This window comes from Fundidesulfovibrio butyratiphilus (assembly GCF_054657235.1).
Window position 1 is genome coordinate 1,337,847 of the sequence record NZ_BAAHXA010000001.1, and the last position, 24,741, is coordinate 1,362,587.

Annotated in this window: 26 protein-coding genes and 1 riboswitch; of the genes, 19 read left to right on the forward strand and 7 right to left on the reverse strand. The window is 62.7% G+C overall.

Features of this window, described 5'->3' with window-relative positions; all coding sequences use genetic code 11:
* Positions 1-13: 13 nt before the first annotated feature.
* Positions 14-724, forward strand: coding sequence for a tetratricopeptide repeat protein (locus ACYQ01_RS06320; RefSeq protein ID WP_459932980.1), 711 nt, complete (start codon positions 14-16; stop codon positions 722-724).
* Positions 725-871: 147 nt separating this feature from the next.
* Here ACYQ01_RS06320 and ACYQ01_RS06325 read toward each other — a convergent pair whose 3' ends face one another.
* Positions 872-1,234: a hypothetical protein gene (locus ACYQ01_RS06325; RefSeq protein WP_459932981.1), complete on the reverse strand. Its 363-nt coding sequence runs from the start codon at positions 1,232-1,234 to the stop codon at positions 872-874.
* Between ACYQ01_RS06325 and ACYQ01_RS06330 the strand changes: the two genes are divergently transcribed.
* From ACYQ01_RS06330 to hmcD, 5 genes are all read left to right on the forward strand, one after another.
* The gene (locus tag ACYQ01_RS06330; protein WP_459932982.1) at positions 1,214-2,188 is read left to right on the forward strand and encodes a putative sugar O-methyltransferase; all 975 of its coding nucleotides are present in this window, start codon (positions 1,214-1,216) and stop codon (positions 2,186-2,188) included. The genes ACYQ01_RS06325 and ACYQ01_RS06330 overlap by 21 nt on opposite strands.
* 551 nt (positions 2,189-2,739) lie before the next feature.
* The gene (locus ACYQ01_RS06335; RefSeq protein WP_459932983.1) at positions 2,740-3,606 is read left to right on the forward strand and encodes a cytochrome c3 family protein; all 867 of its coding nucleotides are present in this window, start codon (positions 2,740-2,742) and stop codon (positions 3,604-3,606) included.
* A 7-nt stretch (positions 3,607-3,613) separates the two neighbouring features.
* The gene (hmcB, locus tag ACYQ01_RS06340) at positions 3,614-4,570 is read left to right on the forward strand and encodes a sulfate respiration complex iron-sulfur protein HmcB (protein ID WP_459932984.1); all 957 of its coding nucleotides are present in this window, start codon (positions 3,614-3,616) and stop codon (positions 4,568-4,570) included.
* Positions 4,571-4,580: 10 nt separating this feature from the next.
* A complete protein-coding gene (gene hmcC, locus ACYQ01_RS06345) occupies positions 4,581-5,816 on the forward strand; it encodes a sulfate respiration complex protein HmcC (protein ID WP_459932985.1) in 1,236 nt (411 codons plus the stop codon).
* A gap of 14 nt (positions 5,817-5,830) precedes the next feature.
* Entirely contained in the window at positions 5,831-5,995 is a 165-nt protein-coding gene (gene hmcD, locus ACYQ01_RS06350; protein ID WP_459932986.1) for a sulfate respiration complex protein HmcD, read from the forward strand.
* A 111-nt stretch (positions 5,996-6,106) separates the two neighbouring features.
* Here hmcD and ACYQ01_RS06355 read toward each other — a convergent pair whose 3' ends face one another.
* Together ACYQ01_RS06355 and ACYQ01_RS06360 are read right to left on the reverse strand one after the other, a co-directional pair.
* Complete coding sequence (locus tag ACYQ01_RS06355) at positions 6,107-7,102, reverse strand: SPFH domain-containing protein (protein ID WP_459932987.1); 996 nt, start codon at positions 7,100-7,102, stop codon at positions 6,107-6,109.
* Positions 7,095-7,562 carry an NfeD family protein gene (locus ACYQ01_RS06360; protein WP_459932988.1) on the reverse strand — a complete coding sequence of 156 codons (468 nt, stop codon included), beginning with the start codon at positions 7,560-7,562 and terminating at the stop codon, positions 7,095-7,097. Before ACYQ01_RS06360 ends, ACYQ01_RS06355 begins: the two co-directional genes overlap by 8 nt.
* Before the next feature lie 120 nt (positions 7,563-7,682).
* On the opposite strand from ACYQ01_RS06360, the gene ACYQ01_RS06365 reads away from it, so the two are divergent.
* The 6 genes from ACYQ01_RS06365 (at position 7,683) to ACYQ01_RS06390 (ending at position 14,707) form a co-directional block, all read left to right on the forward strand.
* Entirely contained in the window at positions 7,683-10,115 is a 2,433-nt protein-coding gene (locus tag ACYQ01_RS06365; RefSeq protein ID WP_459932989.1) for a putative bifunctional diguanylate cyclase/phosphodiesterase, read from the forward strand.
* A gap of 62 nt (positions 10,116-10,177) precedes the next feature.
* On the forward strand, positions 10,178-11,350 hold the full coding sequence (locus ACYQ01_RS06370; RefSeq protein ID WP_459932990.1) for an ABC transporter substrate-binding protein: 1,173 nt from the start codon (positions 10,178-10,180) through the stop codon (positions 11,348-11,350).
* Positions 11,351-11,404: 54 nt separating this feature from the next.
* Entirely contained in the window at positions 11,405-12,355 is a 951-nt protein-coding gene (locus tag ACYQ01_RS06375) for a branched-chain amino acid ABC transporter permease (protein ID WP_459932991.1), read from the forward strand.
* Positions 12,356-12,361: 6 nt separating this feature from the next.
* Entirely contained in the window at positions 12,362-13,237 is an 876-nt protein-coding gene (locus tag ACYQ01_RS06380) for a branched-chain amino acid ABC transporter permease (RefSeq protein ID WP_459932992.1), read from the forward strand.
* The gene (locus ACYQ01_RS06385) at positions 13,234-14,013 is read left to right on the forward strand and encodes an ABC transporter ATP-binding protein (protein WP_459932993.1); all 780 of its coding nucleotides are present in this window, start codon (positions 13,234-13,236) and stop codon (positions 14,011-14,013) included. The genes ACYQ01_RS06380 and ACYQ01_RS06385 overlap by 4 nt, the downstream gene beginning before the upstream one ends.
* Positions 14,006-14,707 carry an ABC transporter ATP-binding protein gene (locus tag ACYQ01_RS06390; protein ID WP_459932994.1) on the forward strand — a complete coding sequence of 234 codons (702 nt, stop codon included), beginning with the start codon at positions 14,006-14,008 and terminating at the stop codon, positions 14,705-14,707. The genes ACYQ01_RS06385 and ACYQ01_RS06390 overlap by 8 nt, the downstream gene beginning before the upstream one ends.
* Positions 14,708-15,070: 363 nt before the next feature.
* Here ACYQ01_RS06390 and ACYQ01_RS06395 read toward each other — a convergent pair whose 3' ends face one another.
* Both ACYQ01_RS06395 and ACYQ01_RS06400 read right to left on the reverse strand, forming a co-directional pair.
* The gene (locus ACYQ01_RS06395; RefSeq protein WP_459932995.1) at positions 15,071-15,664 is read right to left on the reverse strand and encodes an IMP cyclohydrolase; all 594 of its coding nucleotides are present in this window, start codon (positions 15,662-15,664) and stop codon (positions 15,071-15,073) included.
* A gap of 162 nt (positions 15,665-15,826) precedes the next feature.
* Positions 15,827-16,399 carry a tetratricopeptide repeat protein gene (locus tag ACYQ01_RS06400; RefSeq protein ID WP_459932996.1) on the reverse strand — a complete coding sequence of 191 codons (573 nt, stop codon included), beginning with the start codon at positions 16,397-16,399 and terminating at the stop codon, positions 15,827-15,829.
* Between the two features lie 388 nt (positions 16,400-16,787).
* On the opposite strand from ACYQ01_RS06400, the gene flgB reads away from it, so the two are divergent.
* The 7 genes from flgB to ACYQ01_RS06435 all read left to right on the forward strand — a co-directional run bounded on the left by flgB (position 16,788) and on the right by ACYQ01_RS06435 (position 22,733).
* Positions 16,788-17,198 (forward strand): flagellar basal body rod protein FlgB, encoded by a 411-nt coding sequence (gene flgB, locus ACYQ01_RS06405; protein ID WP_459932997.1) that lies wholly within the window; start codon positions 16,788-16,790, stop codon positions 17,196-17,198.
* 2 nt (positions 17,199-17,200) lie between these two features.
* On the forward strand, positions 17,201-17,641 hold the full coding sequence (gene flgC, locus ACYQ01_RS06410; protein ID WP_459932998.1) for a flagellar basal body rod protein FlgC: 441 nt from the start codon (positions 17,201-17,203) through the stop codon (positions 17,639-17,641).
* 11 nt (positions 17,642-17,652) lie between these two features.
* Entirely contained in the window at positions 17,653-17,994 is a 342-nt protein-coding gene (fliE, locus tag ACYQ01_RS06415) for a flagellar hook-basal body complex protein FliE (RefSeq protein ID WP_459932999.1), read from the forward strand.
* Positions 17,995-18,076: 82 nt separating this feature from the next.
* On the forward strand, positions 18,077-19,675 hold the full coding sequence (fliF, locus tag ACYQ01_RS06420) for a flagellar basal-body MS-ring/collar protein FliF (protein ID WP_459933000.1): 1,599 nt from the start codon (positions 18,077-18,079) through the stop codon (positions 19,673-19,675).
* Between the two features lie 3 nt (positions 19,676-19,678).
* Positions 19,679-20,674, forward strand: a complete 996-nt coding sequence (gene fliG, locus ACYQ01_RS06425) for a flagellar motor switch protein FliG (RefSeq protein WP_459933001.1) — start codon at positions 19,679-19,681, stop codon at positions 20,672-20,674.
* The gene (locus ACYQ01_RS06430) at positions 20,661-21,410 is read left to right on the forward strand and encodes a FliH/SctL family protein (RefSeq protein WP_459933002.1); all 750 of its coding nucleotides are present in this window, start codon (positions 20,661-20,663) and stop codon (positions 21,408-21,410) included. The genes fliG and ACYQ01_RS06430 overlap by 14 nt, the downstream gene beginning before the upstream one ends.
* Positions 21,411-21,413: 3 nt before the next feature.
* Complete coding sequence (locus ACYQ01_RS06435; protein ID WP_459933003.1) at positions 21,414-22,733, forward strand: FliI/YscN family ATPase; 1,320 nt, start codon at positions 21,414-21,416, stop codon at positions 22,731-22,733.
* A gap of 37 nt (positions 22,734-22,770) precedes the next feature.
* Here the strand turns inward: ACYQ01_RS06435 and ACYQ01_RS06440 are convergent, their stop codons facing one another.
* Both ACYQ01_RS06440 and ACYQ01_RS06445 read right to left on the reverse strand, forming a co-directional pair.
* On the reverse strand, positions 22,771-23,031 hold the full coding sequence (locus tag ACYQ01_RS06440; RefSeq protein ID WP_459933004.1) for a hypothetical protein: 261 nt from the start codon (positions 23,029-23,031) through the stop codon (positions 22,771-22,773).
* A 254-nt stretch (positions 23,032-23,285) separates the two neighbouring features.
* Positions 23,286-24,083 (reverse strand): sulfide-dependent adenosine diphosphate thiazole synthase, encoded by a 798-nt coding sequence (locus ACYQ01_RS06445; protein WP_459933005.1) that lies wholly within the window; start codon positions 24,081-24,083, stop codon positions 23,286-23,288.
* Positions 24,084-24,233: 150 nt separating this feature from the next.
* A riboswitch (TPP riboswitch) is annotated at positions 24,234-24,333 on the reverse strand.
* Positions 24,334-24,741: the final 408 nt, after the last annotated feature.

Below are 24,741 nucleotides of genomic sequence, written 5' to 3' on the forward strand. Positions count from 1 at the left end.
ATCGGGAGAGCGCATGAAGACGACCGCCAAGACCATCAAGCAAGACCTGGCCCGGTGCAAAAGCTACTACCTGCGCAACGAGGACTTGCGCGCCCTGCACGCCCTCGGCATGGCCCTCAAGGGCTTTGTTTCGGTCAAGCTCGCCGGAATGGACAAAAGCGAAATTGAAACTCAGTTCCGCGAGGCCTTTTCCAACGTGGGCAAGATCGCCCTGGTGGCCAAGCTCGCCCCCAAGGGGTTGCCCTACCTCAAGGGCCAGGAAGCGAAACTCCTGCGCTACGTGGGCGCGCTCTACCAAAAAGTGAAGGAAGAAACCGAACGCGTCACCCTGGAAGCCCTGCGCGAGCGCAAGCTCAAGATAGACCAATGCGTGCTCAAGGGACAAAAATTTCTCGACGAGGGCAACCTGCTCGAAGCGCAACGCAACTTCCGCGAAGCCGTGAGCCTGTACGTGGACGAACACGGCCTGTTCACGCTCTTGGCCCTCAAACTTCAGGAAAAGGGCCACTACAAGGCCTCGCTCGAATACCTCAAGGGGTCCATCGAGGTCACGCCGGACAACGCCCGCACCTACGACCTGCTGCTGACCGCCCTGGCCAAGACGGGAGAAGACGCCCCGGGGATCAAGGTGCTCTGCGACGCGCGCAAGAAAGTCGGCGACCATCCCCTTCTCACCGCCACCCTGCAAAAGCTCCAGGCCAGAAACCCGGAATGCGAGTGTTAACTGGCGGTTGAAAAAGTCGATTCCTACACCCTTCTCAAGAACCCCTGGCAAGGCGAGAGAAAAAGTCAAACCCGAAGCGCATTTCACATACTTGAGGGTTTGACTTCTTTGGTGTAACGCAGCCAGCGAATATTTCTCCAGGGGCTGTTAGCAGCCAAGTGAAATCCAGGAGGACACGCGAAGCGGCGCAGCACATAGTATCCACACCAAGCGTTTCGGCAGGTCTTTTTTCCGCACACCATCAACACGTGAAGGGTACAGTACGTGAAGGCCAAAGAGTTTCTCGCGCTTGTCATAGAAGCTTACAAAGACAAGACCTTGCTGCCGGCGATCAAGACCAGGCTGTTCATGCTCTACGCCGTCTTCTACAACATCATAAACCGCAAATCCCGCTCCATAACGATACACAACCCCGGATACAAGGCCCCCTCGAACAGGACAGACTTTCAGATCCGAACCGCAAAGCGTGTCTTTGACGCCTACAAGCGCATGAAAGAAGACCAGGCCCACGCAAATCCGGTCTACGTGCCTTCCTCTGTGTGGCAAAAACAGTTGGAAGACGCCTATCAATGCTTGTTTGAAGGCCTTGAAAAGAATGACATGGACACGTTCCACCACTTCCTGGAAAACTTCGGGGCCTGGGACAAGGATCACGGCATCGAAAGTACGACGCTGATCCGCAAGACAGAAACGTCTTTTTTGCGGCGAGCCTATGTCAAGTACATCTTCAGCAAATCGCTGCAAGCCTGGAGATGGATCAACGGCGACAAAAAGGACATCCGGCGCCTGTCCTACCCGCAGGCGGGGAACCAGAACGGGACGATCATCGAAGGGACGTTCGTTGGAATCGGCTCGTTCTTCAACGATATCTATGGCGACATGCTCAGCGGCCTGGTCTGCGACATTGCAAAGCCCGTGGTGGCCGACCTTGGCGCCGGATATGGAAAACTTGCCTACTTCACGCTGCGCGACAAAAAGGAATTCACGTTCATCGATTTCGACATCCCCGAGACCTTGTGCCTGGCCTCCTACTATCTGCTCAATGTCTGGCCGGAGAAGAAAGCGCTCTTGTATGGAGAAGAACCTTTCGCAGCGGAAAGCCTGTCGCAATACGATCTGATATTCCTCCCCTCCTGGGAGATCGAAAAGCTTCCCGAGGATTCGGTCGACCTCTTCATGAACAAGAACAGCCTGGGCGAAATGGACGCATCCGCGGTCGTCAACTATGTTCATCATATTTGCCGAAGCGCGAAATACTTCTTTCACATGAACCACGACATCTACCCCGTCAAAATGCGCAGCGGACGAGGCCTGCTCGGCAAGGAGTACCCGGTCCCGCGCGACACGTTCAAACTGCTCATCAGATACCCCGACATTGGGCATCTGCTGTACAAGGGGTATCTGAACCTGCGCGATGACATCTTCTTCTATCTCTATGAGAAAATGCCCCGGAAGACGAACTGACCCGCCAACGACACATCCGGGAGTCCAAAGCCGCGCTTCGCAACGCGACGCTTTGGACTCCCGGGCGGCGCGACCGGAAGCATACGCCATCCCTACCCACGCAAGACACCGTCGCCCCAAGGACAAAGGCTTGCGCCAACCGGCCATATATCGTAGATGTTGTGCGGCGTCGCGCGGACGTAAACCCGGCGCGAATGACGCACGCAACATGCTGAAATAGAACATCAAGTCTCGCCTCACGTCTCATCTTCCTTTCCCTGCCCCGTTTTTTGTTGGTCTTTTCCGCCGACTTTGCGCACGCGCCCGCTTGCGCTGGACCACGGAGGAGGCTAATGGAAGATACAAGGCATATTGCCTACACGATCCGGACCTGTCTTTTGTCCAGATGCGCCCGTAACGGCGCGTGCTCCTGTCGCTGACGTTTCGCGACCGAGGCGTTTCGATGAGGCCGCTTGGTTTGGAATGTCGACAAAAGGCGCTCACAGGGGAGGAGAAATCCTCCCGGTGCGAACTTTGGAGTGCATAACATCTGAAGGGAAGGACGGATGCGTATGACAAAATTCGTAGGAGTGTTACGCCGGGCAAGAAATGCAGTCCTGATCCTGGCGCTGGCCCTGGCCACGACCCTCGCGGTCGGGTCGGGATGGAGCGGCGGCGGCGCGGCCAACGCGCAAGCCCCGCAAATGGTCATAAGCGGCACAGGGATAGACGGCCAGCCTTCCACGAGCCCCCTGTCCAAGGCCGCTTTCGACCACCAAAAGCACGAGGCGGCGGTCGCGCAATGCGAGACCTGCCATCATGCCTCCATGGACCGGTGCTCCGCCTGTCATACCAGCGCCGGAGCGGCGGACGGCGGGTACATCCAGCTCTCGCGGGCCATGCACGACCCTCGGGCCCGCATGAGTTGCGTGGGCTGTCACGAAAAGGAAACCCGAAAGCAAAACTGCGCCGGTTGTCATCAACACATCGCGGCCGGCCCCAACCCTACTTCCTGCACCGCGTGCCACCACCAACCCAAGGTCCAGACCCAGGCCCAGGTTGAAGCGCAAGCCCAGGCCCAGCCGACCGGTCCCGACAGCGTGGTCATCGGATCGCTTTCCAAGAAGTTCGACGCCTGCACCTTTGACCATTCGGTCCATGTCGAGGCCCTGGCGGCCATCTCCAAGGGCTCGCCCCTGGCCCAAGCCTTCCATGCCCAGCCGGGCACGCTCTGTCAGGGATGCCATCACCACACGCCCCTCGGCCAGACTCCGCCCAAGTGCGGGAGCTGTCACTCCAAGCCGTTCCAGGGCCAGGACCCCAAGCGGCCCGGCCTGATGGCCGCCTATCACATCCAGTGCAATCAGTGTCACAAGGCCATGGCCGCGGGCGCTCCCGCCCCCACCGATTGCGAGACCTGCCATACGGCCAAAAAGTGAGGCGTCTATGAAGCGCAGAACCTTTCTGGGGCTTCTCGGCGCCGCGGGCGCCACTGTCGCGGCCGGCCCCGCCGCGGCTTCGGCGGGCGGGGACTTTCCCGGTCACCCCGGTTCCATGGGCGTGCTCTTCGACGCGACCCGCTGTATCGGCTGCCGCCAGTGCGAACGGGCCTGCAACGCCGTCAACGACCTGCCCAAGCCGGCCAAGCCTTTTTCCGACCTGTCCGTGCCGGACGCCGTCCGGCGTACCGACGCCTATACGTTCACGGTGGTCAACAAGTACGAACCCGCGGACCTGGGCGGCAAGGAGTCCGTCTTCAAGAAGATGCAGTGCATGCACTGCAAGGAACCGGCTTGCGCCTCGGCCTGTTTTGTCAAGGCGTTCACCAAGACTCCCGAGGGAGCGGTGATATACAATCCCAGCGTGTGCGTGGGCTGCCGCTACTGCATGATGGCCTGCCCCTGGAACGTGCCCTGCTACGAGTTCGACAAGCTGATTCCCTACGTCAAGAAGTGTCACATGTGCCATCCGCACATCCAGGCGGGCAAGATCGCGCTTCCGGCCTGCGTGAACGCCTGCCCCATGGAGGCCCTGACCTGGGGCCCGCGCGAGGATCTGGTGAAGCAGGCCTGGACCCGCATCAACGCGTCTCCCGACAAGTACGTGCAGCACCTCTACGGCGAGTTCGAAATGGGAGGCACCAACTGGATGTATCTCTCGCCCGCGCCGTATAGCCAGATCGGGCTGCGCGACGACCTGGGCCGCACGCCGGCCCCGCAGCTCACGGCCGGAGCGCTCTCCCTGGTGCCCATGGTGGCCTGCCTGTGGCCGGTGATCCTGGGCGGCATCTACAACATTACGAAGTGGCGCGAACGCGAGGCCAAGAAGGCCCAGGACGAAGCCGTCCGGGCGGCGGTGGCCAAGGCCCTGGAAAGCGAACGCTCCAAGGCCCAAAAGGGATAGGAGGCCACTCATGAATCAACATCACGCGAACGAGCCGTATATCGCCACGCCGGAAGGCGCCCGCTCCATCGTCAAGGGCCTGCTCAACCCCAGAACTTTCTTCGCCTTCACCAAAGAGCACCCCCTTATGGTGTTGCTGCTCGTCCTGGGCGCGGCCGTGGCCGTGAACCGGTTTTTCATAGGCGGTTTGGCCCGGACCACCAACCTGGACAACAACAACCCCTGGGGCATCTGGATCAGTTTCGATCTGCTCTGCGGCGTGGCCCTGGCCGCCGGCGGCTTCACCACCACCTGCGGCGCGCTCATCTTCAACATCAAGGGACTGCGCACGGCGGTGAAGCCGGCCATTCTCACCGCGTTTCTCGGCTACGCCTTCGTGGTATTCGCCCTGCTGTTCGACGTGGGCCAGCCGTGGCGGTTGCCCTACCCCGTCTTCTGGTCGCCGGGAACCACCTCGGTGCTGTTCGAGGTGGGCCTGTGCGTCATGCTCTACGTCTCGGTGCTGCTGGTGGAATGGCTGCCCAACGCCACCGACTGGCTGGGCATGCGCAAGATCTCCCACGCCATCCACAAGGCCTCCATTCCCCTCACGGTCATGGGCGTGGTGCTTTCCACCATGCACCAGTCGTCCCTGGGCGCCCTGTATCTCATCGCCCCGGGCAAGCTGCACCCCCTGTGGTACTCGTCCTACCTGCCGTTGCAGTTCTTCGTGTCGGCCGTGGTGGTGGGCATGTCCATGGTGATCTTCGAAGGCACCATCTCCCACCGCTTCATGCACGACCGCATGAGCGAGGAGTACCTGCGCGACCACGACGGCGTGCTCTTCATGTTCGCAAAGGCCTGTTCCATCGTGCTCTTCGGCTACTTCTGGATAAAGATCATCGGCATCATCTCCACAAACTCCGCCGGCCACATCGCCGACGCCGTGTACGGTCCCATCTGGCTTGTGGAAATGGCCGGATTCGTCGTGCTGCCCTGCGTACTGTACGCCGTCGGCTACCGCAACAAGAACACCTCGCTCATCAAGTTCACGGCCGCGCTCACCGTGCTGGGCGTGGTGTTCAACCGCTTCAACGTGTCCTGGTTCGCCTTCAACGTGAACCTTCCGGCGTCGCAACGCTACTTTCCCTCGTTGCAGGAAATCATCGTCTCGGTATTCGTCGTCACTTGCATCGTGGTGTGCTTTCGCTTCAGCGCCAAGCACATGGCCATTTTTTCGGACCATCCGTCCTACGACAACCACTAACAACGGGGCGCGCCATGCAATACTACGTCTTTCACGACCTGATGCTCCACGAGGAGTCCATCACCTACGTGCTCATGGGCGTCATCCTCCTGTTGTCCCTGGGCTGGTGGATGTTCCTCACGGGCAAGGAGCCCAAGGACGACGACCACCACGAGATCCCTCCCGACCCGACGACATGACGACATGACGACATGACGAAGGCCCCCGCGAGCACGCTCGCGGGGGCCTTTTCTCGTTTTTGTGCGAAAATCCGCTTTCCGGCCGTCTTGCCGACCGGCTCCGCCCCGGAACTATGCTTTCGACACCTTTCCCACCAGATCCTTCACCGCGCCCACCGCGCCGAGCACGCCGGTGGCCTCGTAGGGCAGGTACACGATCTTGGCCTTGTCGCCCGAGGCCATCTCGCGCAGAGTGTCCAGGTATTTGACGGCCACCAGGTACTGCACCGCGGAGGTCGTGTCCGGACCAAAGGCCTCGGCCACCCTGCGCACGGCCTCGGCCTCGGCCTTGGCGGCCAGGACGCGCGCCTGGGCCTGGCCCTCCGCCACCCTGATGTCGGCGGTCTTCTGGCCCTCCGCCTTGTTCACGAAGGCGGCGCGCGCTCCTTCGGACTCCAGAATCTGCGCCTGCTTGCCGCCCTCGGCTTCCAGAATCTGGGCTCGACGGTCGCGTTCGGCCCGCATCTGTTTTTCCAGCGCGGCCTTCACGTCGTCCGGGGGGGTGATGTCCTGCAGCTCCGTGCGGTTGACCTTCACGCCCCACTTTTCGGTAGCCTCGTCGAGAATGACCTGAAGGGTCTTGTTGATCTTGTCGCGCGCCGTGAGCACCTCGTCGAGCTCCATCTCGCCGATGACGTTTCGCAATGAGGTCTGGGTGAGCTTTTCGATGGCGTCGGTCAGGTTGGCGATTTCGTAGACCACCCGCTTGGGGTCCACGATCTGATAGTACAACAGGGCGTTGATCTCGGTAATGACGTTGTCCTTGGTGATGACCTTCTGTTTGGGAAAATCGTACACCACCTCGCGCAAATCGATGCGGCTGATGAGCTTGCGCAGCACCACCTTGCGGCCCTGGGCGTCCTCGTAGGGACTTTTCCACTCGATCTGGCGCACCTGATCGATCACCGGCCAGATGACGTGCACCCCGGAATCGAGCACCCGATGGAAGCGGCCCAGGCGCTCCACCACCATGGTTTCGCTCTGTTTGACGATGATGACGCCCTTGACCACCAGGGCGCAGACGAAAAACGTGACGGCGGCCACCGCCACCAGTCCCGGACTAATCATGTTCGCCATCCTCCCGTGTTGGAGTGTGTTCCGTCCCGGCCGGAAGCGCGGCGACCAGAAGGACCAGGCCTTCGCGCGCCTCCACGCGGGCCATGCCCCCTTCGGGCAGTTCGCCCGGCCGGGATAGGCGCGCCGACCAGATTTCGCCCCCCACACGCACGGAGCCTCCGGCCTGGCCGAAGCGCAGCGGCGTGAGGGCCACGGCCTCCCGGCCCACGTAGGCGTCGATATTCATTGGAGCGCCTTTCCGTTTGCGCATGAGCAGCGGCCGCAAAAAGACCAGAGCCACCAACGACCCCAAGCAAAACGCGGTGAGTTGGACCGTAGCCCCGGCGGCCAGGGCCGAGGCCACGCACGCGACCAGGGCTCCCAGGCCGAAACAGGCCAGAAAAAAGCTCATGGTGAGCACTTCGGCGACCATGAGTCCGGCGGCCGCGGTGAGCCAGATCCACCAGGCCATCAAGATTCTCCTATACGAACGAGACGATTATTATCAAGTTTTTCCTTTCTACTACGAGAAGAACCTTTTGTACAGTTGTTCAGGGCGCTTGCCCTCATGGCCATGTCTGGATAGGAGAGGATGCATCGTTTGCACCCGTCGCTTCGCTCCAACCCCCAGAGGAAGCCCGTGCCCGAATTGATGCTCGAATTGTCGAGAGCGACCATCCTGGCCGTTTTGTTGGTCTTCCTGCTGCGAGCGGACCGCGGTTTGATTTTGCTTGGCGGACCGGGTTGGCAACTGCGGCATCTGGGCTTTTTCCTGATGATGCTCGGATGGGCGGTCGAGGGAATCTTCCCCGAACCGGGCGTGCGCCTCGCCTGCCAGTGGACCCTCACCGCCGGCGTGGCCCTGCTGGCCCTGGGATTTGGACGCCGGCTGTCCTGGCTGGCGGACATGTCCGCGCGCGAAGCCGCCCTGCAGCGCAGTCAGGAGCAATACCGCCTGCTGGTGGAAAACCAGGCCGATTTTCTCATGCGCCTCGACGGACAGGGGCGCATGGTCTTTGTCAGTCCGGCGTTGCGTTCGCTCTTCGGCGAGGAAGAAAACGACCTGCTCGGCCTGGACTTCGTGGACAAGGTGGCGCCGGCCGACCGCGAGATCGCGGCCAAGGCCCTGGAGGACACACGGACCGGCGCGCCCAGCATGCAGGCCGAGCTTCGCCTGGCGGGACTGTTCGGCCAGCGCCTGGTGCACTGGGTTTTCACCCCGGCCCGCCTGCCGGACGGCTCGCGCCAGGGCGCGGTCGGAGTCGGACGCGACATCACCGACGCCAGGGCCGCCCAACAGATCGCCCATCGGACGGCCAACCGGTTCCAGGGCGTGGCGCGTTGCGCGCCGATGGGCCTTTTGCTCTTCACCCGCAAGGGCAAAAGCGCGCTGACATTGTCCGAGTTCAACCCGGCGGCGCAGCGCCTGTTGCGACGCGACTTGGCCACGCTCATGGACAAAACCCTGGACGAGGTTTTCCCCGGCAAGGGCCACCCGGATGTGGCGCGCGCCTTTGCGCGGGTGTTTTCCTCCGGCGACCCCTATTCCAACGGGCATCTCGAATACCACGAAACCGACTTCACCGGCATATTCAGCCTGAAAGCCTTTTCCACCGGGACGGACGAACTCGCCGTGTTTTTCGAGGACGTCACCGAGCGCGAGCGCCTGGAGTCCCAGCTCGAAAACCTGGCCCTGTTCGACAACCTGACCGGACTGCCCAACCGCACCCTGTTTCTCGACCGCCTGACCCGCGCCCTGCAACGGCGGTCGCGCAAACCGAGCTACCAGGTGGCCCTGCTCTTCATCGACCTGGACCGTTTCAAGACCGTCAACGACAGCCTGGGGCATCCCGGAGGCGACGAAGTGCTGCGCGAGGCCGCCGCGCGCATCCAGGGCTGCGTGCGCTCCCTGGACACCGCGGCCCGGTTGGGCGGCGACGAATTCGTGGTGTTGCTCGAAGAATTCGACAACGCCCGCATTCCGGTAAAGGTGCTCAAGCGCGTCCGGTCCCAGTTGGGCGAACCCATCCGGGTCATGGACCGCGAACTGGCCTTGGGGGCCAGCATCGGCCTGGCCCTGGCCCTGGGAAAGGACGACACCCCGGAGGACCTGCTGCGCAAGAGCGAGATGGCCATGAGCCGGGCCAAGGAACGCGGGCGCAACCGTTTCATGGTCTTCACCGACCGGCTCCTGCGCCAGACCGAACGCCGCGTCCGGTTGGAACAGGACATGGACAAGGCCCTGGAGCGCCAGGAGTTCCATCTGGTATACCAGCCCGTGGTGCGCCTGGAAGACGGCCGGCTCACGGGATTCGAAACCCTGGTGCGGTGGGACCACCCCGAACTGGGACGCATTTCTCCCGTGGAGTTCATCCCCCTGGCCGAAGAGAGCGGAAAAATCGTGCCCCTGGACCGCTTCATTCTGCGTCAGGCCTGCCGCACCTTCATGAACTGGCGCAAGCGTTTTCCCCAAGCCCGTGACCTGAGCCTTTCGGTGAATCTCTCGGCCAAACACGTGCCCAAACAGGACTTCACCGCCCAGGTCATGGGCATTCTGGCCGACACCGGCATGCCGGCCGATCAGCTCAAGCTCGAAATCACCGAGACGTCCCTCATGCTCGGCGGTTCGGAGATGGTGCGCAAGCTGGAACAACTGCGCGAAAAGGGCGTGCGTCTTTCCATAGACGACTTCGGCACGGGGTACTCCTCCATGGCCTATTTGAACCGCCTGCCCGTGGACGACCTCAAGCTCGACATCCAGTTCGTGCGCCATTTGGAAAGCCGCATGGAAACCCGCGAGATCGTGCGGGCCATCCTGGCCCTGGCCCAAGGCCTGGGACTGTGCGTGGTGGCCGAGGGCGTGGAGATGACCGGCCAGCGCGACACCCTGAAGGACATGGGCTGCCAGATGGCCCAGGGGTTTCTCATCGCCCGCCCCATGAGCGCCGGCCAGGTGGAGGAGATGTACTTCGCCGGCCCGCTTCCCGCCCCCCCGACGCCGGGCGCCGCGCTGACGACTTCTTGACAAAAGGGTAATTTCGGCTATTTGCCAAAGTTCCACACGATTCCCGATCAGCGGAGGCGCGCATGTTCAAAGCGTTCATGACGACCATCATGATGTTGCTGGCCACGACGGTTCAGGCCCTGGCCGATCCCGTGGCCAATCCCATTCCCGTGGGCATCGCCGTCGCCCAGACCAGCAATATCGCCCTCTTCGGCGAGGAGCAGGTCAACGGGGCCAAAGTGGCCGAAGCCTATTTCAACGCCAAGGGCGGCGTCAACGGCACTCCCATCACGCTCGTGTTCCAGGATACGGGTGGCGACGAGGCCGGCGCGGTCAACGCCTTCCAGTCCCTGCTCACGTCCCATGTCGTGGCCATCGTCGGCCCCACCCTCACCCAGCAGGCCTTTGCCGCCGATCCCATAGCCGACCGGGCCAAGACTCCGGTGATCGCGCCTTCCAACACCGCCAAGGGCATCCCCCAGATCGGCCAGTACGTGTGCCGGGTGTCCGCGCCCATGACCGCCGTGGCGCCCAATTCGCTCAAAAAGGCCCTGGCCATCAATTCGGCCATCAAGAAAGTGGCCGTGCTGTATGCCCAAAACGACGCCTTCTCCACCTCCGAGACCTCGGTTTTCCAGGAGGCCATCAAGAAGCTCGGCCTGGAAACCGTGACCGTGCAAAAATTCCAGACCACGGACACCGACTTCACCACCCAAGTGACCGCAGTGCTCGGTTCCGGGGCCGAACTGGTGGTCATCTCGGGACTGGCCGCGGATTCCGGCAACCTGGTCAAGCAGTTGCGCCAGCTCGGCTACCAGGGACAGATCGTGGGCGGAAACGGCCTCAACTCGCCCAACATGTTCCCGGTGTGCGGCCCCCTGTGCGCCGGGGTCCTGGTGGCCCAGGCCTACAGCCCCCAGGCCGACAATCCCGTCAACAAGGCCTTTGTCGAGCTGTTCACCAAGGCCTACAAGAAGCCTCCGGCGCAGTTCTCGGCCCAGGCCTTCGCATGCGTGCAGGTGGTGGTCGAAGCCCTGGCCAAGGCTGAAAAGACAACCGGCAAAAAGATCACCGCCATGGACCTGGCCGAAGCCCGCACCGCCCTCAACCAGGCCATCCGCACCGGATCGTACATGACGCCCCTGGGCGAAATCGCCATCGACCCCAGCGGGGAAATCGACCAGAAGCAGTTCTTCGTCTCCACCATCTCGATGAACCCCGACGGCAAGACCGGGGCCTTCGTCCTTTCGAAGTAATCCAACCCGCGCCCGGAGGAGACCCGCTTTCCTCCTTCGGGCGTTTTCCACTCCATGTCCCTGGCTTGGTTCACGCAAAATCTGCTCAACGGCCTGTCCATCGGCAGCGTCTACGCCGTGTTCGCCCTGGGCTACACCCTGGTGTTCTCCATTCTGGGCATCATCAACTTCGCCCACGGCGCCGTCTTCACCCTGGGAGCCTATCTGACCTACGCCCTGGCCGTGGGACAGTTCGGCTTGAACGGGCTGCTGTCCGGCATGAAGCTGCCCTTCACCCTGCCCTTTCCTCTGGCCCTCCTGGTGGGAGCCCTGCTTTCCGGAGCCGCGGGCATAGCCGTGGAACGGCTGGCCTTCCGCCCCCTGCGCGAGCGCGGGGCCGACGCCCTGTTGGCCCTGGTGAGCAGTCTGGGCGTGGCGCTCATCATCGTCAACGCCGTGCAGTACCTCTTCGGAGCCGAGATCTACGCCTTCCCCCCCGACGTGTTCGGCTCCCTGCCCGCCGCCGTGCTCTTCAAGATCGGGGGCAAGCTCGTGGCCGTGCGCACCGTGCAGATCCTGCTCTTCGCGGTGAGCATGATCATGCTGGCCGGGCTGGTCTGGTTCATGCGCTTCACGCGCCAGGGCAAGGCCCTGCGGGCCACGGCCGAAAACCCCGACACCGCCAGCCTGCTCGGCGTGCCGGTGGACCGCTTCATCGTGGGGACCTTCTTTCTTTCCGGCCTGTTCGGCGGACTGGCCGGCACCCTGATCGGGGTCAGCTTCGGACTGGCCGGCCCCTATTTCGGCGTCAACTACGGGCTCAAGGCCCTGGCGGTCATCGTTCTGGGCGGGCTCGGCAGCATCCCCGGCGCGGTGGTCGGCGGCCTGGTCATCGGACTGGCCGAAGCCTTTCTCCCCCCCGAAATGAGTTCTTACAAGGAGGCCGTGGCCTACGTGCTGCTTTTCGTCATCCTGCTCGTGCGTCCCCAGGGACTGCTCGGCTCCACCGCGGAGCAGAAAGTGTAGGCCGCCATGGAAGTCCTGATCGAACGTTACGGCTTTCTCTTCGTCACCATTTTGCAGCAGGCCCTGCTCGGGCTTTCCCTGTACTTTCCCCTCATGGCCGGGCAACTCTCCCTGGCGAGCCTGGGCTTCTACGCCCTGGGCGGCTACGTCACGGCCATCATGTCCACCAACCCGGCCTTCGCCGCTTTGCGCGACGGATTGGGATTTCTGTTCCACCCCCTGGAGTGGCTCGTCGCCCTGGCCCTGTCCGCGGTTTTGGGCGTGGCCCTGGGATTTCCGGCGCTCCGGCTGCGCGGCATCTATCTGGCCCTGGCCACCATCGCCTTCGTGCAGGTGGTGGGAGTGGTGGCGCTCAACTGCGACCTTGCCGGCGGGGCCGTGGGCATCTTCGGCTTGCCCCAGATTTTTGAAAGTCGCCTGGCCTACTTCTGGTTCTTCGGCCCGCTGCTGGTGGCCGCCATGCTCCTGGTCTGGCGCATCGAACGCTCCGGGTTCGGGCGCACCCTCTTCGCCATCCGGGAGGACGAACTCGCCGCCCGGGCCATGGGCGTGCCCGCCACCACCCGCAAGGTGCAGGCCTTCGTGCTCGGCTGCATGCTGGCCGGAATCACAGGGGCCATGAGCGCTCCCTTCCTCAACACCTGGAACTCCCGTCAGGGCACCTTCGACGCCTCCGTCGGGGCCTTGGCGTACGTGCTCATCGGCGGAGGCCGGTCCAAATGGGGACCGCTCCTGGGCGCGGCCCTTCTGGTCAGCCTGCCCGAGGTGCTCCGCCCCCTCAAGGATTCGCGCATGATCCTGAACGGCCTGGTGCTCGTGCTCGCCTGCGTCTACCTGCCTCGCGGCCTGGCCGGACTCTTTGAAAAACGAGGGCGGTCGTGAACGTCGACGCTCCGGTGCTCGAAGTCCACGGCCTGACCAAGCTTTTCGGCGGGCTCGCGGCCGTGGTCCAGGTGGAATTTTCCATCCGGCAGGGCGAAATTTTCGGCCTGATCGGCCCCAACGGCGCGGGCAAGACCACACTCTTCAACATGCTCACCGGCATCACCCGCCCCACCAAGGGCACGGTGCGCTTTCTCGGCCGCAACGTCACCGGACGCTCCCCGGAACGCATCGCCCTCATGGGCATGGCCCGAACCTTTCAAAACATCCGCCTCTTCGGCCAGATGAGCGTGCTCGACAACGTGCGCGTCCCCCTGCACGCCGCGGCCGGCGTGAGCCTGTGGCAGGCTCTTTCCGGCCTTGGCGGCTCGGCCCGCAAGGAGGCCTACGCCCTCAAGCGCGCCTGGAAACTGCTCAAACTCTGCGGTCTGGCCGACCGGGCCCACGACACGGCCGCCAGCCTGCCCTACGGCGCCAGGCGCATGCTGGAAATCGCCCGCGCCCTGGCCCTTTCGCCCAAGCTCCTGCTGCTGGACGAACCCGCCGCCGGCATGAATCCCACCGAAAAAACCGATCTGGCCGCCTTCATCGCCGACATTCGGGACCGTTTCGACCTGACGGTGCTGCTCATCGAACACAACGTGCCCCTGGTCATGGGGCTGTGCCAGCGCGTGGGGGTGCTCAACTTCGGCCAACTGCTGGCCCTGGGATCGGCGGAAGAGGTGCGAAACGACCCGGACGTGGTGGAAGCCTATCTGGGAGCCGAGCATGCTTGAGCTCGAAAACGTCACCCTGGCCTACGGCGCGGTCGTGGCCGTGCGCGAGGTCAGCCTGCGGGTGGACCAGGGCGAAATCGTCACCCTGATCGGACCCAACGGCGCAGGCAAGACCACTCTGCTGCGGGCCATCTCGGGACTCATGGCCCCGGTCTCGGGAACCATCCGCTTTCTCGACCAGGATACGGCCGGCCTGACCCCGGACAAACTCGTGCGACGCGGCCTGGCCCACTGTCCCGAAGGACGCCAAGTGCTGGCCCGGCAAAACGTGCGCGACAACCTGGAACTCGGGGCCTACGCGCGAAACGACCGCCACGCCATCCGCCAGGACATCGAACGCATGTTCGCCCTCTTCCCTAGGCTGCGCGAGCGCGCCGGACAAATGGCCGGCACCCTCTCCGGCGGCGAACAGCAAATGCTCGCCATCGCGCGCGCCCTCATGAGCCGGCCCAAGCTCCTGTTGCTCGACGAACCCAGCCTCGGCCTGGCCCCCATCGTGGTGCGCGAAATATTTCACATCATCGAAAGCGTCAACCGCGAAGGCGCCACCGTACTGCTCGTGGAACAAAACGCCCACCTCGCCATGCGCGCCGCCCACCGCGCCTACGTGCTCGAAGCCGGAACCGTCGTCGCCTCGGGCGACGCCAAGGTCATGGCAGGCGATGAGCGGGTGAGAAAAGCGTATCTGGGGTGAGGAGAAAAGCGAAGAGTAAAGAAGGGAAGAGAAGAGAGAAGCCTGGGGAGGCCCCTCCTCCCTCAAAAACTTTTTCATGGCTTGCCAAGCGGCGCCGCCTCCTTCGACCCAAAGCCAGACAAACAAAAAAAGAGCCCAACAAGCGCTCCTTCTTTCGCCAGCACACGCTCAAAGCAACAATTTCAAAACGGTTGAACCCGGCCCCCGAACAATCCGCCCGGAGACCCCCTCCACGCTCCCTCCCCCCCAAGCCTAACGTTTTTGGGGGAAGGGGAGGTCTGGAGGGGAAACCCCCTTTGTTCACATGGGGGTTTCCCCTCCAGTCTTTGCCTTTTCTTCTCTTCCCTTCCTACTCGACTTCCCTCACGCCTTTCCCAAGTACGCGGCGATCATGGCGTCGTAGGCCGAGGTGAGGGCGAAAGTGCGGGCGGCCATGGTTTGGCGCAGGTCGAGGGGGGCCTGCATGGCGTTCGCCTTGAGGGCGGCGACCACCTCGGGGTAGTATTGGGTGGCGGGAACGACCAGCACGGAGTGGAAGTTCTTGGCCGAGGCGCGCAGCATGGTGGGTCCGCCGATGTCGATCTGTTCGACGGCGGTTTTAAGGTCGGCGTTGGCGGCCTGGGCTTTGGCGAAGTCGTAGAGGTTGACGCAGACAAGGTCGATGGGGGCGAGTCCGAACCGGGTCAGGGTGGCGAGGTGTTCGGGATCGTCCTTGTCGGCCAGGATGGGTCCATGAATGTGGGGGTGCAGCGTTTTGACCCGTCCACCCAGCATTTCGGGAAATCCCGTCAGGGAATCGACGGCGGTGACGGGCAATCCGGCCGCGGTAAGTTGGGCTTTGGTGCCCCCTGTGGAAATGAGTTCTACCCCGTTTTCGTTCAGAAATTTGGCGAAATCGGGCAAACCGCTCTTGTCGGTCACGGACAGGACAGCCCTGCGAATAGGCAACAGTTGCATTGGCGAGCCTCGTTTTTGAGCCAGCCAGTGCCAAAAATGCCCACGCTTGGCAACCCCGGTATCCGTCCTCCCCGTAAATTGAATTTGGTTTCCGGTCCGGTCGCCGGGAGCGTGCCGGACCGGAAACCAATGGGGGAGGGGAGATTTGGAAAAATATGTTCGTCAGGCCGCCTTGGCCGCCAGATGCTCCTTGAGCTCCACGGCGCAGGTGTTGGCCGGATCGTGTTCGAGAATGCGTTCGAGATGGACCTTGGCCTCGGCCACGCGTCCCAGAGTGACCAGACACCCGGCCAGGGAATAGCGAATCTCGTGCTTGAGCGGATCAATGGCCAAGTAATCTTCCAGATGGCCAAGCACCTGCTCCACCCTCCCCAGGGCGTGGGCCAACCGAATGAGGCTGTAGAGCGCCACCAGGTTTTCCGGGTTCTTCACCAGGGCTTGGCGAAAGTGGACAAAGGCGTTGTCATGGTCGCCCTTTTCCATTTCGATGAGCGCCATGCCGGAAAGGGAACGGTCATCGCTGTCGATGGCGGCCGCGCCCCTGTAGAAATCCAGCGCCAAATCGAGCTCCCCCCGGTGCACCGATATGGTGGCCAGGCCGAGATACGGTTCGGGATGCCTGTCGCCCGAACCCATGGCCTTGCGATAGTACTCTTCCGACCTGTCCAAGTCGCCCATGTACAGGTAGCATTCGCCGAGTTCCTTGTTGATTTCGTAGTCCAGGTTGCCGCTCATTGGGTGTCCCCTTTCGTGCGTGGGCGCCGGGCCTGATCTGCCTTGGCTTGACGTCCGTTTCGCTGCATTGCGCGGGGAGGCCCCTCCTGGTCCTCCCTCTCCCCGTTTCACCGCCGCGGGCCGTTGTGTCCCTCCCGGGGACCGGCGACGCAGGCGATTTTCGCTTAGCAAAGCCTGTGCCAAGCCCCGAAACAGGCAATTTTAGCCGGTTGGGCGGGCCCATTCCGAAGTCTCTCCCGCCGAAACCTTGTCGCTTCCGCATCACAAGATAATTTTTCATTCCAGCGAGTTACACTCATGGAATGGTTATTGCTTTCTTCCTTCGCGCAAGCGGATGCCGCCAAGCATTCGGGCGGGAAAAAACAGCCGCCAAGCAAGGAGCCAGGCCATGTCGAACATTTTCGGACCCAACACAGCGCTTATCGCCAAAGTCATGGATATGCGCCTGGAGCGTCAAAACCTTGTCATGTCCAACCTGGCCAACATCAATGTGCCCAACTACAAGGCGCGCTCCCTGGAATTCGAATCCGAGCTCCAGACCGCTCTCGGAACCGGCATCCGGGACGAACTCACCCGCACCAATCGCCGGCACGTGCCCACGCCCTTCAATGTCGAAAAGTTTTCCGGGGACGTGCTCAGGGAATTCAAGCCCCGCACCATATACGGCCAGGATTCCGTGGACCTGGACAAGGAAATGGCCACCATGGCCAAGAACTCCCTCATGTACAACGCCCTGACCACGGTGGTGAAGTCGGGTTTTGAAGGCATTCAAAAGGTCATCACCGAAGGAGGCAAGTAACCATGGATTTCATGACCGCCCTCGACATAGGCGCTTCGGGCCTTTCGGCCCAGCGCACCTATATGAACGTCGTTTCCATGAACCTGGCCAACGCCAAGACCAGCAAGACCATGGACGGACAAGGCCCCTACCAGCGCAAGTCCGTGGCCATGAAGACCACCAAGCTCGACAACGCCTTCACCAAGGCCATGCGCAGCGCCATGGACGACGAGATGGCCGGCGTGCGGGTGACCGGCATCGTCAACGACACCCGCCCCCCCAAGCAGGTCTACGAGCCCGGGCACCCCGACGCGGATCAGAACGGCTACGTGCAGTACCCCGACATCAACGTCGTGGAAGAAATGACCAACATGATCTCGGCCAGCCGCTCGTACGAGGCCAACACCTCCACCATCAACACCGTCAAGGCCATGTACAACAAGGCCCTTGAAATCGGACGCTAAGGAGAACCGCCATGGCCATCAACCCCATCGCCATGAACGCCTATCGCACCGCCATGATGCAGGGCGGACTCGCCCAGGGTCAGGCCGTGGACTCCATGGTCTCCAAGAGCCTGGGGACCGGAAAGACCCAGGACGGCGGCTTCATGAACGCGCTCAAGAACTCGCTTTCCGAAGTCAACGCCCAGCAGGCCAAGAAGGACAACATGGTCGAGGCCTTCGCCTCGGGCGAGAATCAGAACGTGCACGAACTGATGATCCAGTTGCAAAAGGCCGGACTGGCCATGAACATGACCACCGCCGTTCGCGGCAAGGTGCTCGACATGTACAAGGAACTGGTGAAGATGCCGTTCTAGGCGCCAGCCGACGCATCCACCCGGTGAAACGGGGCTCGCCCGCCCCCCGCCCGATCACGAGAAAAGACCCAGGAGCTTCGCCATGCCTCAACTCGTCAAGACCCTTTGGGACCAGGCCACCCGATTCTGGTCGGGACGCACCCTGGCCCAGCGCACGCTTTTCGCCGGCATGGCCGCGAGCGTTCTGGCCGCGTTCATTCTCATGATCGTGTGGCTCAACCAGCCGGAATACAAGGTCCTTTTCTCCAAGCTCTCCCAGGACGACGCCAACCGCGTGGTGGAAACCCTGCGGGCCAACAAGATTCCCTTCCGCCTGGAAGACGGCGGAGCCACGGTGCTCGTGCCCGTGGACAAGGTGAGCGAAACCCGCCTGCGCATCGCGGGTGAAGGCAAGCTGCGCGGCGCGGGCCTGGGCTTCGAGGTGTTCGACGAAGCCAAGGTGGGCCAGACCGATTTCGTGCAGCGCATCAACTACCAGCGGGCCTTGCAGGGCGAGTTGGCCCGCACCATTTCCGAATTTCCCCCGGTGGAACGCGCCAGGGTTCACCTGGTGCTGCCCCAGAAGAGCCTGTTCATCGAGGAGCAGCGCAAGCCCAGCGCCTCGGTGGTGCTCACGCTCAAGAACGGAGCCAAGCTCGAACCCAAGCAGTTGCAGGGCATCGTCAATTTCGTGGCCATGAGCGTCGAGGGCCTGGACCCCAGCCGCGTCACCATCACGGACACCACGGGGCGCATTCTCGTCCAGCCCAAGGACGGCACTTCGGTGGACGGCATGACCACCACCCAGTTCGAGTTCAAGAACACCTACCAGAACGCCCTGGAGACCAAGATCGAAGACCTGCTGACCCCCATCGTGGGCGGAGGCAAGGCCATCGCCAAGGTCACGGCCAAGCTGGACTTCGCCCAGCGCACCACGCGCCGCCAGAGCTTCGATCCCAACGTCACCGTGGTCCGCTCCGAGCAGCGCACGGAGTCCTCCACCACCAACAAGTCCAGCGTGGACGGCGCGGTGCCCGAGACGAACTTCCGGGCCGACGGCTTCTCCGGCACCCAGGCCAAGAACGACTCCAGCCAGGAATCGCGCTCCACCAACTACGAGATCAACAGCGAAGAGCAGAACATCGTCTCCCCCACCGGGGAGTTGCAGCGCTTAAGCGTTGCGGTTATCGTGGACTACGTTCAGGACCCCAACAGCAAGGAAACGAAGTATATTCCCCGCAGCGCCGAAGAACTCGCGCGCATCAAGCAGGCCGTGTCCGGCGCGGTGGGAATCGACGAAAAGCGCGGCGACACGCTGGAAGTGAGCTGCATGTCGTTTGGCGAACGTAAGCTGCTGGCCGAGCCGAGCCTGTCCCAGACCATGCTGGAATACGCCCAGCGCCTGGGCAAGCCCTTCCTGAACGGTGTGCTGGTGTTCCTCTTCCTGCTCCTGGTGGTGCGGCCGGTGGTGATGGCGCTCATCCGGCCCCGGGTCAGCCGCGAAGAGGTGGAAGCCCTCTCCCGTCTGCCGGAGGCCGAACGTCGCATCGCCCTGGCCGAGCCGGAAGAAGAGGAAACCGAACTGTTGGAAATCTCCAAGCGCCTGGAAAACGCCAAGACCCTGGCGCAACAGCTCTTCGAGGCCAACACCGAACAGGCCATAACGGTTCTGCGCGGCTGGCTGAAGCAGGAGGCCTCCTAGTCCATGGACCTGACCGGACCGCAAAAGACCGCCGTCTTGTGCCTCGCCCTCGGGGACAAGTTCTGCTCCGAAGTGTTCAAACGCATGGACCGGGGCGAAATCGCCCGAATCTCCAAGGCCATGCTGGAAATCGACACCGTGGAGAAGGAAAATATCGAGGAAGTGCTCAAGGAATTCAACGAGTCCATGCAGTTCGGTCAGGAAATGCTGGTGGGCGGGGCCGAGACGGTCAAGCGCATGCTGGCCAAGTCCCTCGATTCGGACACGGCCAAGTACATCCTCGACTCCCTGGAGATATCCTCCGGCCCCATTCCCTTCCAGGAACTGGAAAACGTCTCGCCGCGCATCCTGGCCCAGATTCTGCGCAACGAACACCCGCAGACCCTGGCGCTCATTCTCGGCCACCTGCACTCGGACCAGGCGGCGGAACTCTTGCAGAACCTGCCCACGGGCGTGCGGGCCGAGGTGCTCATGCGCCTGGCCAAGCTGGAGGCCGTGGCCGAAGAAATGCTCATGGAAGTGGACAAGGTGTTGCAAAACCAGCTCATCGCCATGGGCGGAAAGGAAGGCAAGAAGGTGGGCGGCATCCCGGCGGTGGCGGAAATCCTCAACTCCGTGGACCGCGCCACCGAGGAAGAGGTGCTCTCGGAAATCGAAGAAGAATCCGCCCAGATGGCCGAAGACATCCGCAACCTCATGTTCGTGTTCGAAGACATCAAGGCCCTGGACGACCGCTCCATCCGCGAGTTGCTCAAGGAGGTCTCCAACGAGGAGCTCACCCAGGCCCTCAAGGGCGCAAGCGACGAACTCAAGAGCAAGTTTTTCCGCAACCTGTCCGAGCGCGCCGCCACCATGATCCAGGAAGACCTGGAAATCATGGGCCCCGTGCGCCTGGCCGACGTGGAAGGCGCCCAGCAGAACGTGGTCAAGACCGTGCGCAGGCTCGAAGCCGAGGGCAAGATCGCCATAGGACGCGGAGGCGGCGATGTCTTCATCTGAGGCCGGGGACAACCCGGGGGGCTTTCTGCCCGGCAACGCCCGGGTGATCCTGGGCACGGGCGCCAAGGGGCCTTCGGAAATGACGGTCCTCGAAATGGAGGGGACCAAGAAGCAGGAACTCGACGAGCAGGCCGAGCTGGCCTTCTGGAACCGGGTCCGGGCCAAGGCCCAGGCCAAGGCCCGGGAAATTTTGTCCCAGGCCATGGCGGAAGCCGAAGTCCTGCGCGAGCAGGCCCGCCAGGAGGGATTCGTGCAGGGCCTGGACCAGGCCAAGTCCCAGTGCGACGCCCAAATCCTGTCCCTGGGCCAACAACTTTCCCACCTGCTGGCCGGGCTGGAGGGCGAACGCCACGCCCTGTGGACCATGCACCGTCAGGAGTTCGCCGCCCTTTTGCGTCTGGCCGTGGAAAAAACCCTGCACACCGAACTTTCCGAGCGCCGCCAGGACATCCTGGGCAACCTGCTGGACCAGGCCGTGGAGCTTCTCGACACCCGGAACGGCTTCACTGTCGTGGTGGCCCCTGAAGACGAAGCCGGCGTGCATGAGCTGCTGGCCCGGGCCAAGGAGGCCCATCCGGGGCTGGGTCCCTGGCGGGTGCGTTCCGATCCGGCCCTGGTCGGAGGCGGCGTGCGCCTGGAAAGCGAGGCCGGACTCGTGGACAACGCCGTGGGCCCCCGCTACGCCCAGATCGCCGAGCTTCTGTCCCACACGGAATTCACCTCTCCCGAAGGCTAACCCATGGACGCCCAAGCCTGCATCGAACTTCTGCACGACATGGAGCCCGTGAGCACCTACGGCAAGGTGAGCAAGGTGGTGGGGCTCATCGCCGAAGGCCGGGGCATCCGCGCCCCGTTGGGAGCCGTGTGCCGGCTCATGCCCGACGGACGCGAAGAAGAGGGCGTCCCCGCCGAGGTGGTGGGATTTCGCGACGACTCCTGCCTGTTCATGCCCTATGGCGAGTTGCGCGGAGTGCGTCCCGGATCGCTCATCCAGAACACGTCCACGCCTCCGCTGCTGCCCGTGGGCCGCACTTTTCTGGGCCGGGCCATCGACGCCTTCGGCCAGCCCATCGACAACCAGGGCCCCATCGAACCCGAGACGTTCCAGGCACTCTACGGAGAACCGCCCTCCCCGCTATCCCGCCCGCGCATCACCGACGCCATGGACGTGGGCGTGCGGGCCATCAACGGCCTGCTCACCCTGGGCAAGGGCCAGCGCGTGGGCATCATGGCCGGCTCGGGCGTGGGCAAGTCCACCCTCATGGGCATGATCGCGCGCAACACCCTGGCCGACGTAAACGTCATCGGGCTGATCGGCGAACGCGGCCGCGAGGTGCTGGAATTTATCGAAAAAGATCTGGGACCGGAAGGACTCGCCCGATCGGTGCTGGTGGTGGCCACCTCGGACCAGAGCCCGCTGGTGCGCATGCGGGCGGCCTACGCGGCCACGGCCATGGCCGAATTCTTTCGCGACCTGGGCGCGGACGTGATCCTCATGATGGACTCGGTAACCCGCTTCGCCATGGCCGGACGCGAAGTCGGTCTGGCCGCCGGAGAACCGCCCACCACCAGGGGCTACACGCCCTCGGTGTTCGCCCACCTGCCCAAGCTCCTGGAGCGGGCCGGGCGCAACCAGTTCGGCTCCATCACCGGCATCTACACCGTTCTCGTGGACGGCGACGACTTCAACGAACCCATCGCGGACTCCACCCGGTCCATTCTCGACGGCCACATCGTGCTCACCCGCGACCTGGCCGACCAGGGCCACTTTCCCGCCATCGACGTGTTGCGCAGCGTCAGCCGTCTGCGCTCCGACGTGACCCCCCCGGACGCCGTGGCCGCCGGGCGCGAGGTGATCCGCCTGCTGGCCACCTACAAACGCGTGGAAGACATGGTGAACATCGGAGCGTATCAGGCCGGGGCCAACCCGGACATAGACCGCTCCATCCGCATGGTGGGGCCCATCCGGGCCTACCTGCAACAACAGGTGTCCGAATCCGCCAGCCTGGACGACAGCTTCGCCGGATTGCACGGCCTGTGCGCCCAGGCGGCCCAGTAGAGCCCTCCACTCCCCGGCTTGCGTTCCGGGACGCGGCTCAGGACTTGGGCGGCAGGGCGCCGGCGGCGCGCAATTCCTCCAGGTCGGAGAGGATGGAAGCCGCCACCTTGTCCGCAAAGGCCAGGGCGATCTTCTGCGCGTCCTCCAGCTTGGCGAACTTGTCCTTCAGGGCGCGTCTGCCGACCTGCACCTTCCAGCCCACGGGCGTGAGCTGCTCGTAGACCACCGCCACCAGCAGGGCCTTGCCCAACACCAGGACGTAGCGTTGATCGTCGACTTTGCTCCAGGTAATGTTCATATCATGGCTCTCCTCTTCGGGCTGGCGAAAAAATTGGGGGAAGCCCCGTGTGACCCACCAGCCGGGTCGGCTTCGATCCTGACCGGGAGGAGCCAGACGGCGCGCCCCGGAAAAACCGACTTGGCGAGCGCGAGCATACGGCAAAACCGCCGCGAAGTGGACCGGGAAAACGCCCCGCGAGAGGGGCGGCAGGGAAAGAACCGGCGCGCGTCCGATTCTTTCCCTGAACGGTTTTCCTTACCTGTTCCCTGGGCCTATTTTCCTCCGCCCAGGCGTTCGGCGACCTGACGGGCCACCTCCACGCCGGAAAGCAGCATGCCGCCGAAGACCGGTCCCATGCGGTAGGAGCCGAAGGTGGCGTTGGCGGCCATGCCGGCCACCCAGAGTCCGGGAAAGACTTCGCGAGTGTTCTTGGGCGTGTTCTCCTCGGCGACGTGAGCCCACATGGACTGTTCGCCTTCTATCTTTCCACTCGGGGTGCTCAGGCGCACATCGTTTTTGCGCATCAGGGTCTTGAGCACCTCCACATCGTGTCCGGTGGCTTCTATGGCGCAGGTGCAATGGATCACCAAGGGGTCCACGTGCAGGCCGGACATTTCAACCGGCGTGGAATTGACCACCAACCCGGTCAGGCGTTTGACGCCGCCCTCTTCGCGCAGCACCACGTCCTCCACGGTGAAGCAGTTGAAGACCTTGACCCCGGCCTGACAGGCCTGGGCGGCCAGGGTGACCGTGGAGGTGACGGCGTCGGCCGTGTAGTAGCCGTCCCGAAAAATCTGGGTGGGCACGCCCAATTCGTCCAGCACGGGCCGGGCTTCCTCCTGCACCACGATGGCGTTGAAGGTCATGCCGCCGCCCCACATACCGCCGCCGAGCGAAAGCTTGCGCTCGAACAGGGCCACGTTGAACCCCTGCCGGGCCAGCTTCCAGGCCGCGACCAGACCGGAAGGCCCGCCGCCCACAATGGCGGCGTCCAGATCCAGGCTGGATTTGAACTTCTCGAAATACCGGGTGAGAATGGCTTCGGAAATGATGCGTTCGTCAAGGGACATGTCGAGCCTCCGCAAGAAACGGTTCGCTCCGGCCGATGCGCGAAGCGGGAGGCAAGGGGAAAAGGAAAATGGCTGCGGTGGAAAAAACGAACGCCACCCTTCCAAGAGGAAGAGCGGCGATACGACGCGCCGAAAAAGGAAGATGCCCTTTCGCTGGCCGTATCGCTTCCCTACGCTGGCATTACCCAGGTCAGGTGCAAAGGGTTGCCGGCCTCAACCGGCTCTCAGATGACCACCCCTAGCGATCCATGGGTATTTTGCCGAGAGAGGGAAGGATCTGTCAAGGCAAAGTAGCGGTATCAGAGAACATTAACTTGTTGAATATGACATGAGAAAATATATTCTTTCCACAATATCTTCAGTCTTTACCATTGTTTGCTGGGCGTTTTCTGGATCCACGATGTAAAACTCGGAAACTGCTATACCCAAACGCGGGGAAAGCGCTGGCGCAATTGGGTCAACAAATGAATACACTAACGCAGGCTGCCCAGCAGTATTCCTCCCCTTTCTGTCGATCGAGCTTAGCGAACCTTCCACACGTTAGGAGATAATCATTTGGACCTATTTGTTTTGACCGTGTCATATATGCCGTTTTCGGCTTTGCTTTGACCTGCTTTCCATTTATATTAATTTTAATCAAAGGATTGTTTGCAACCCT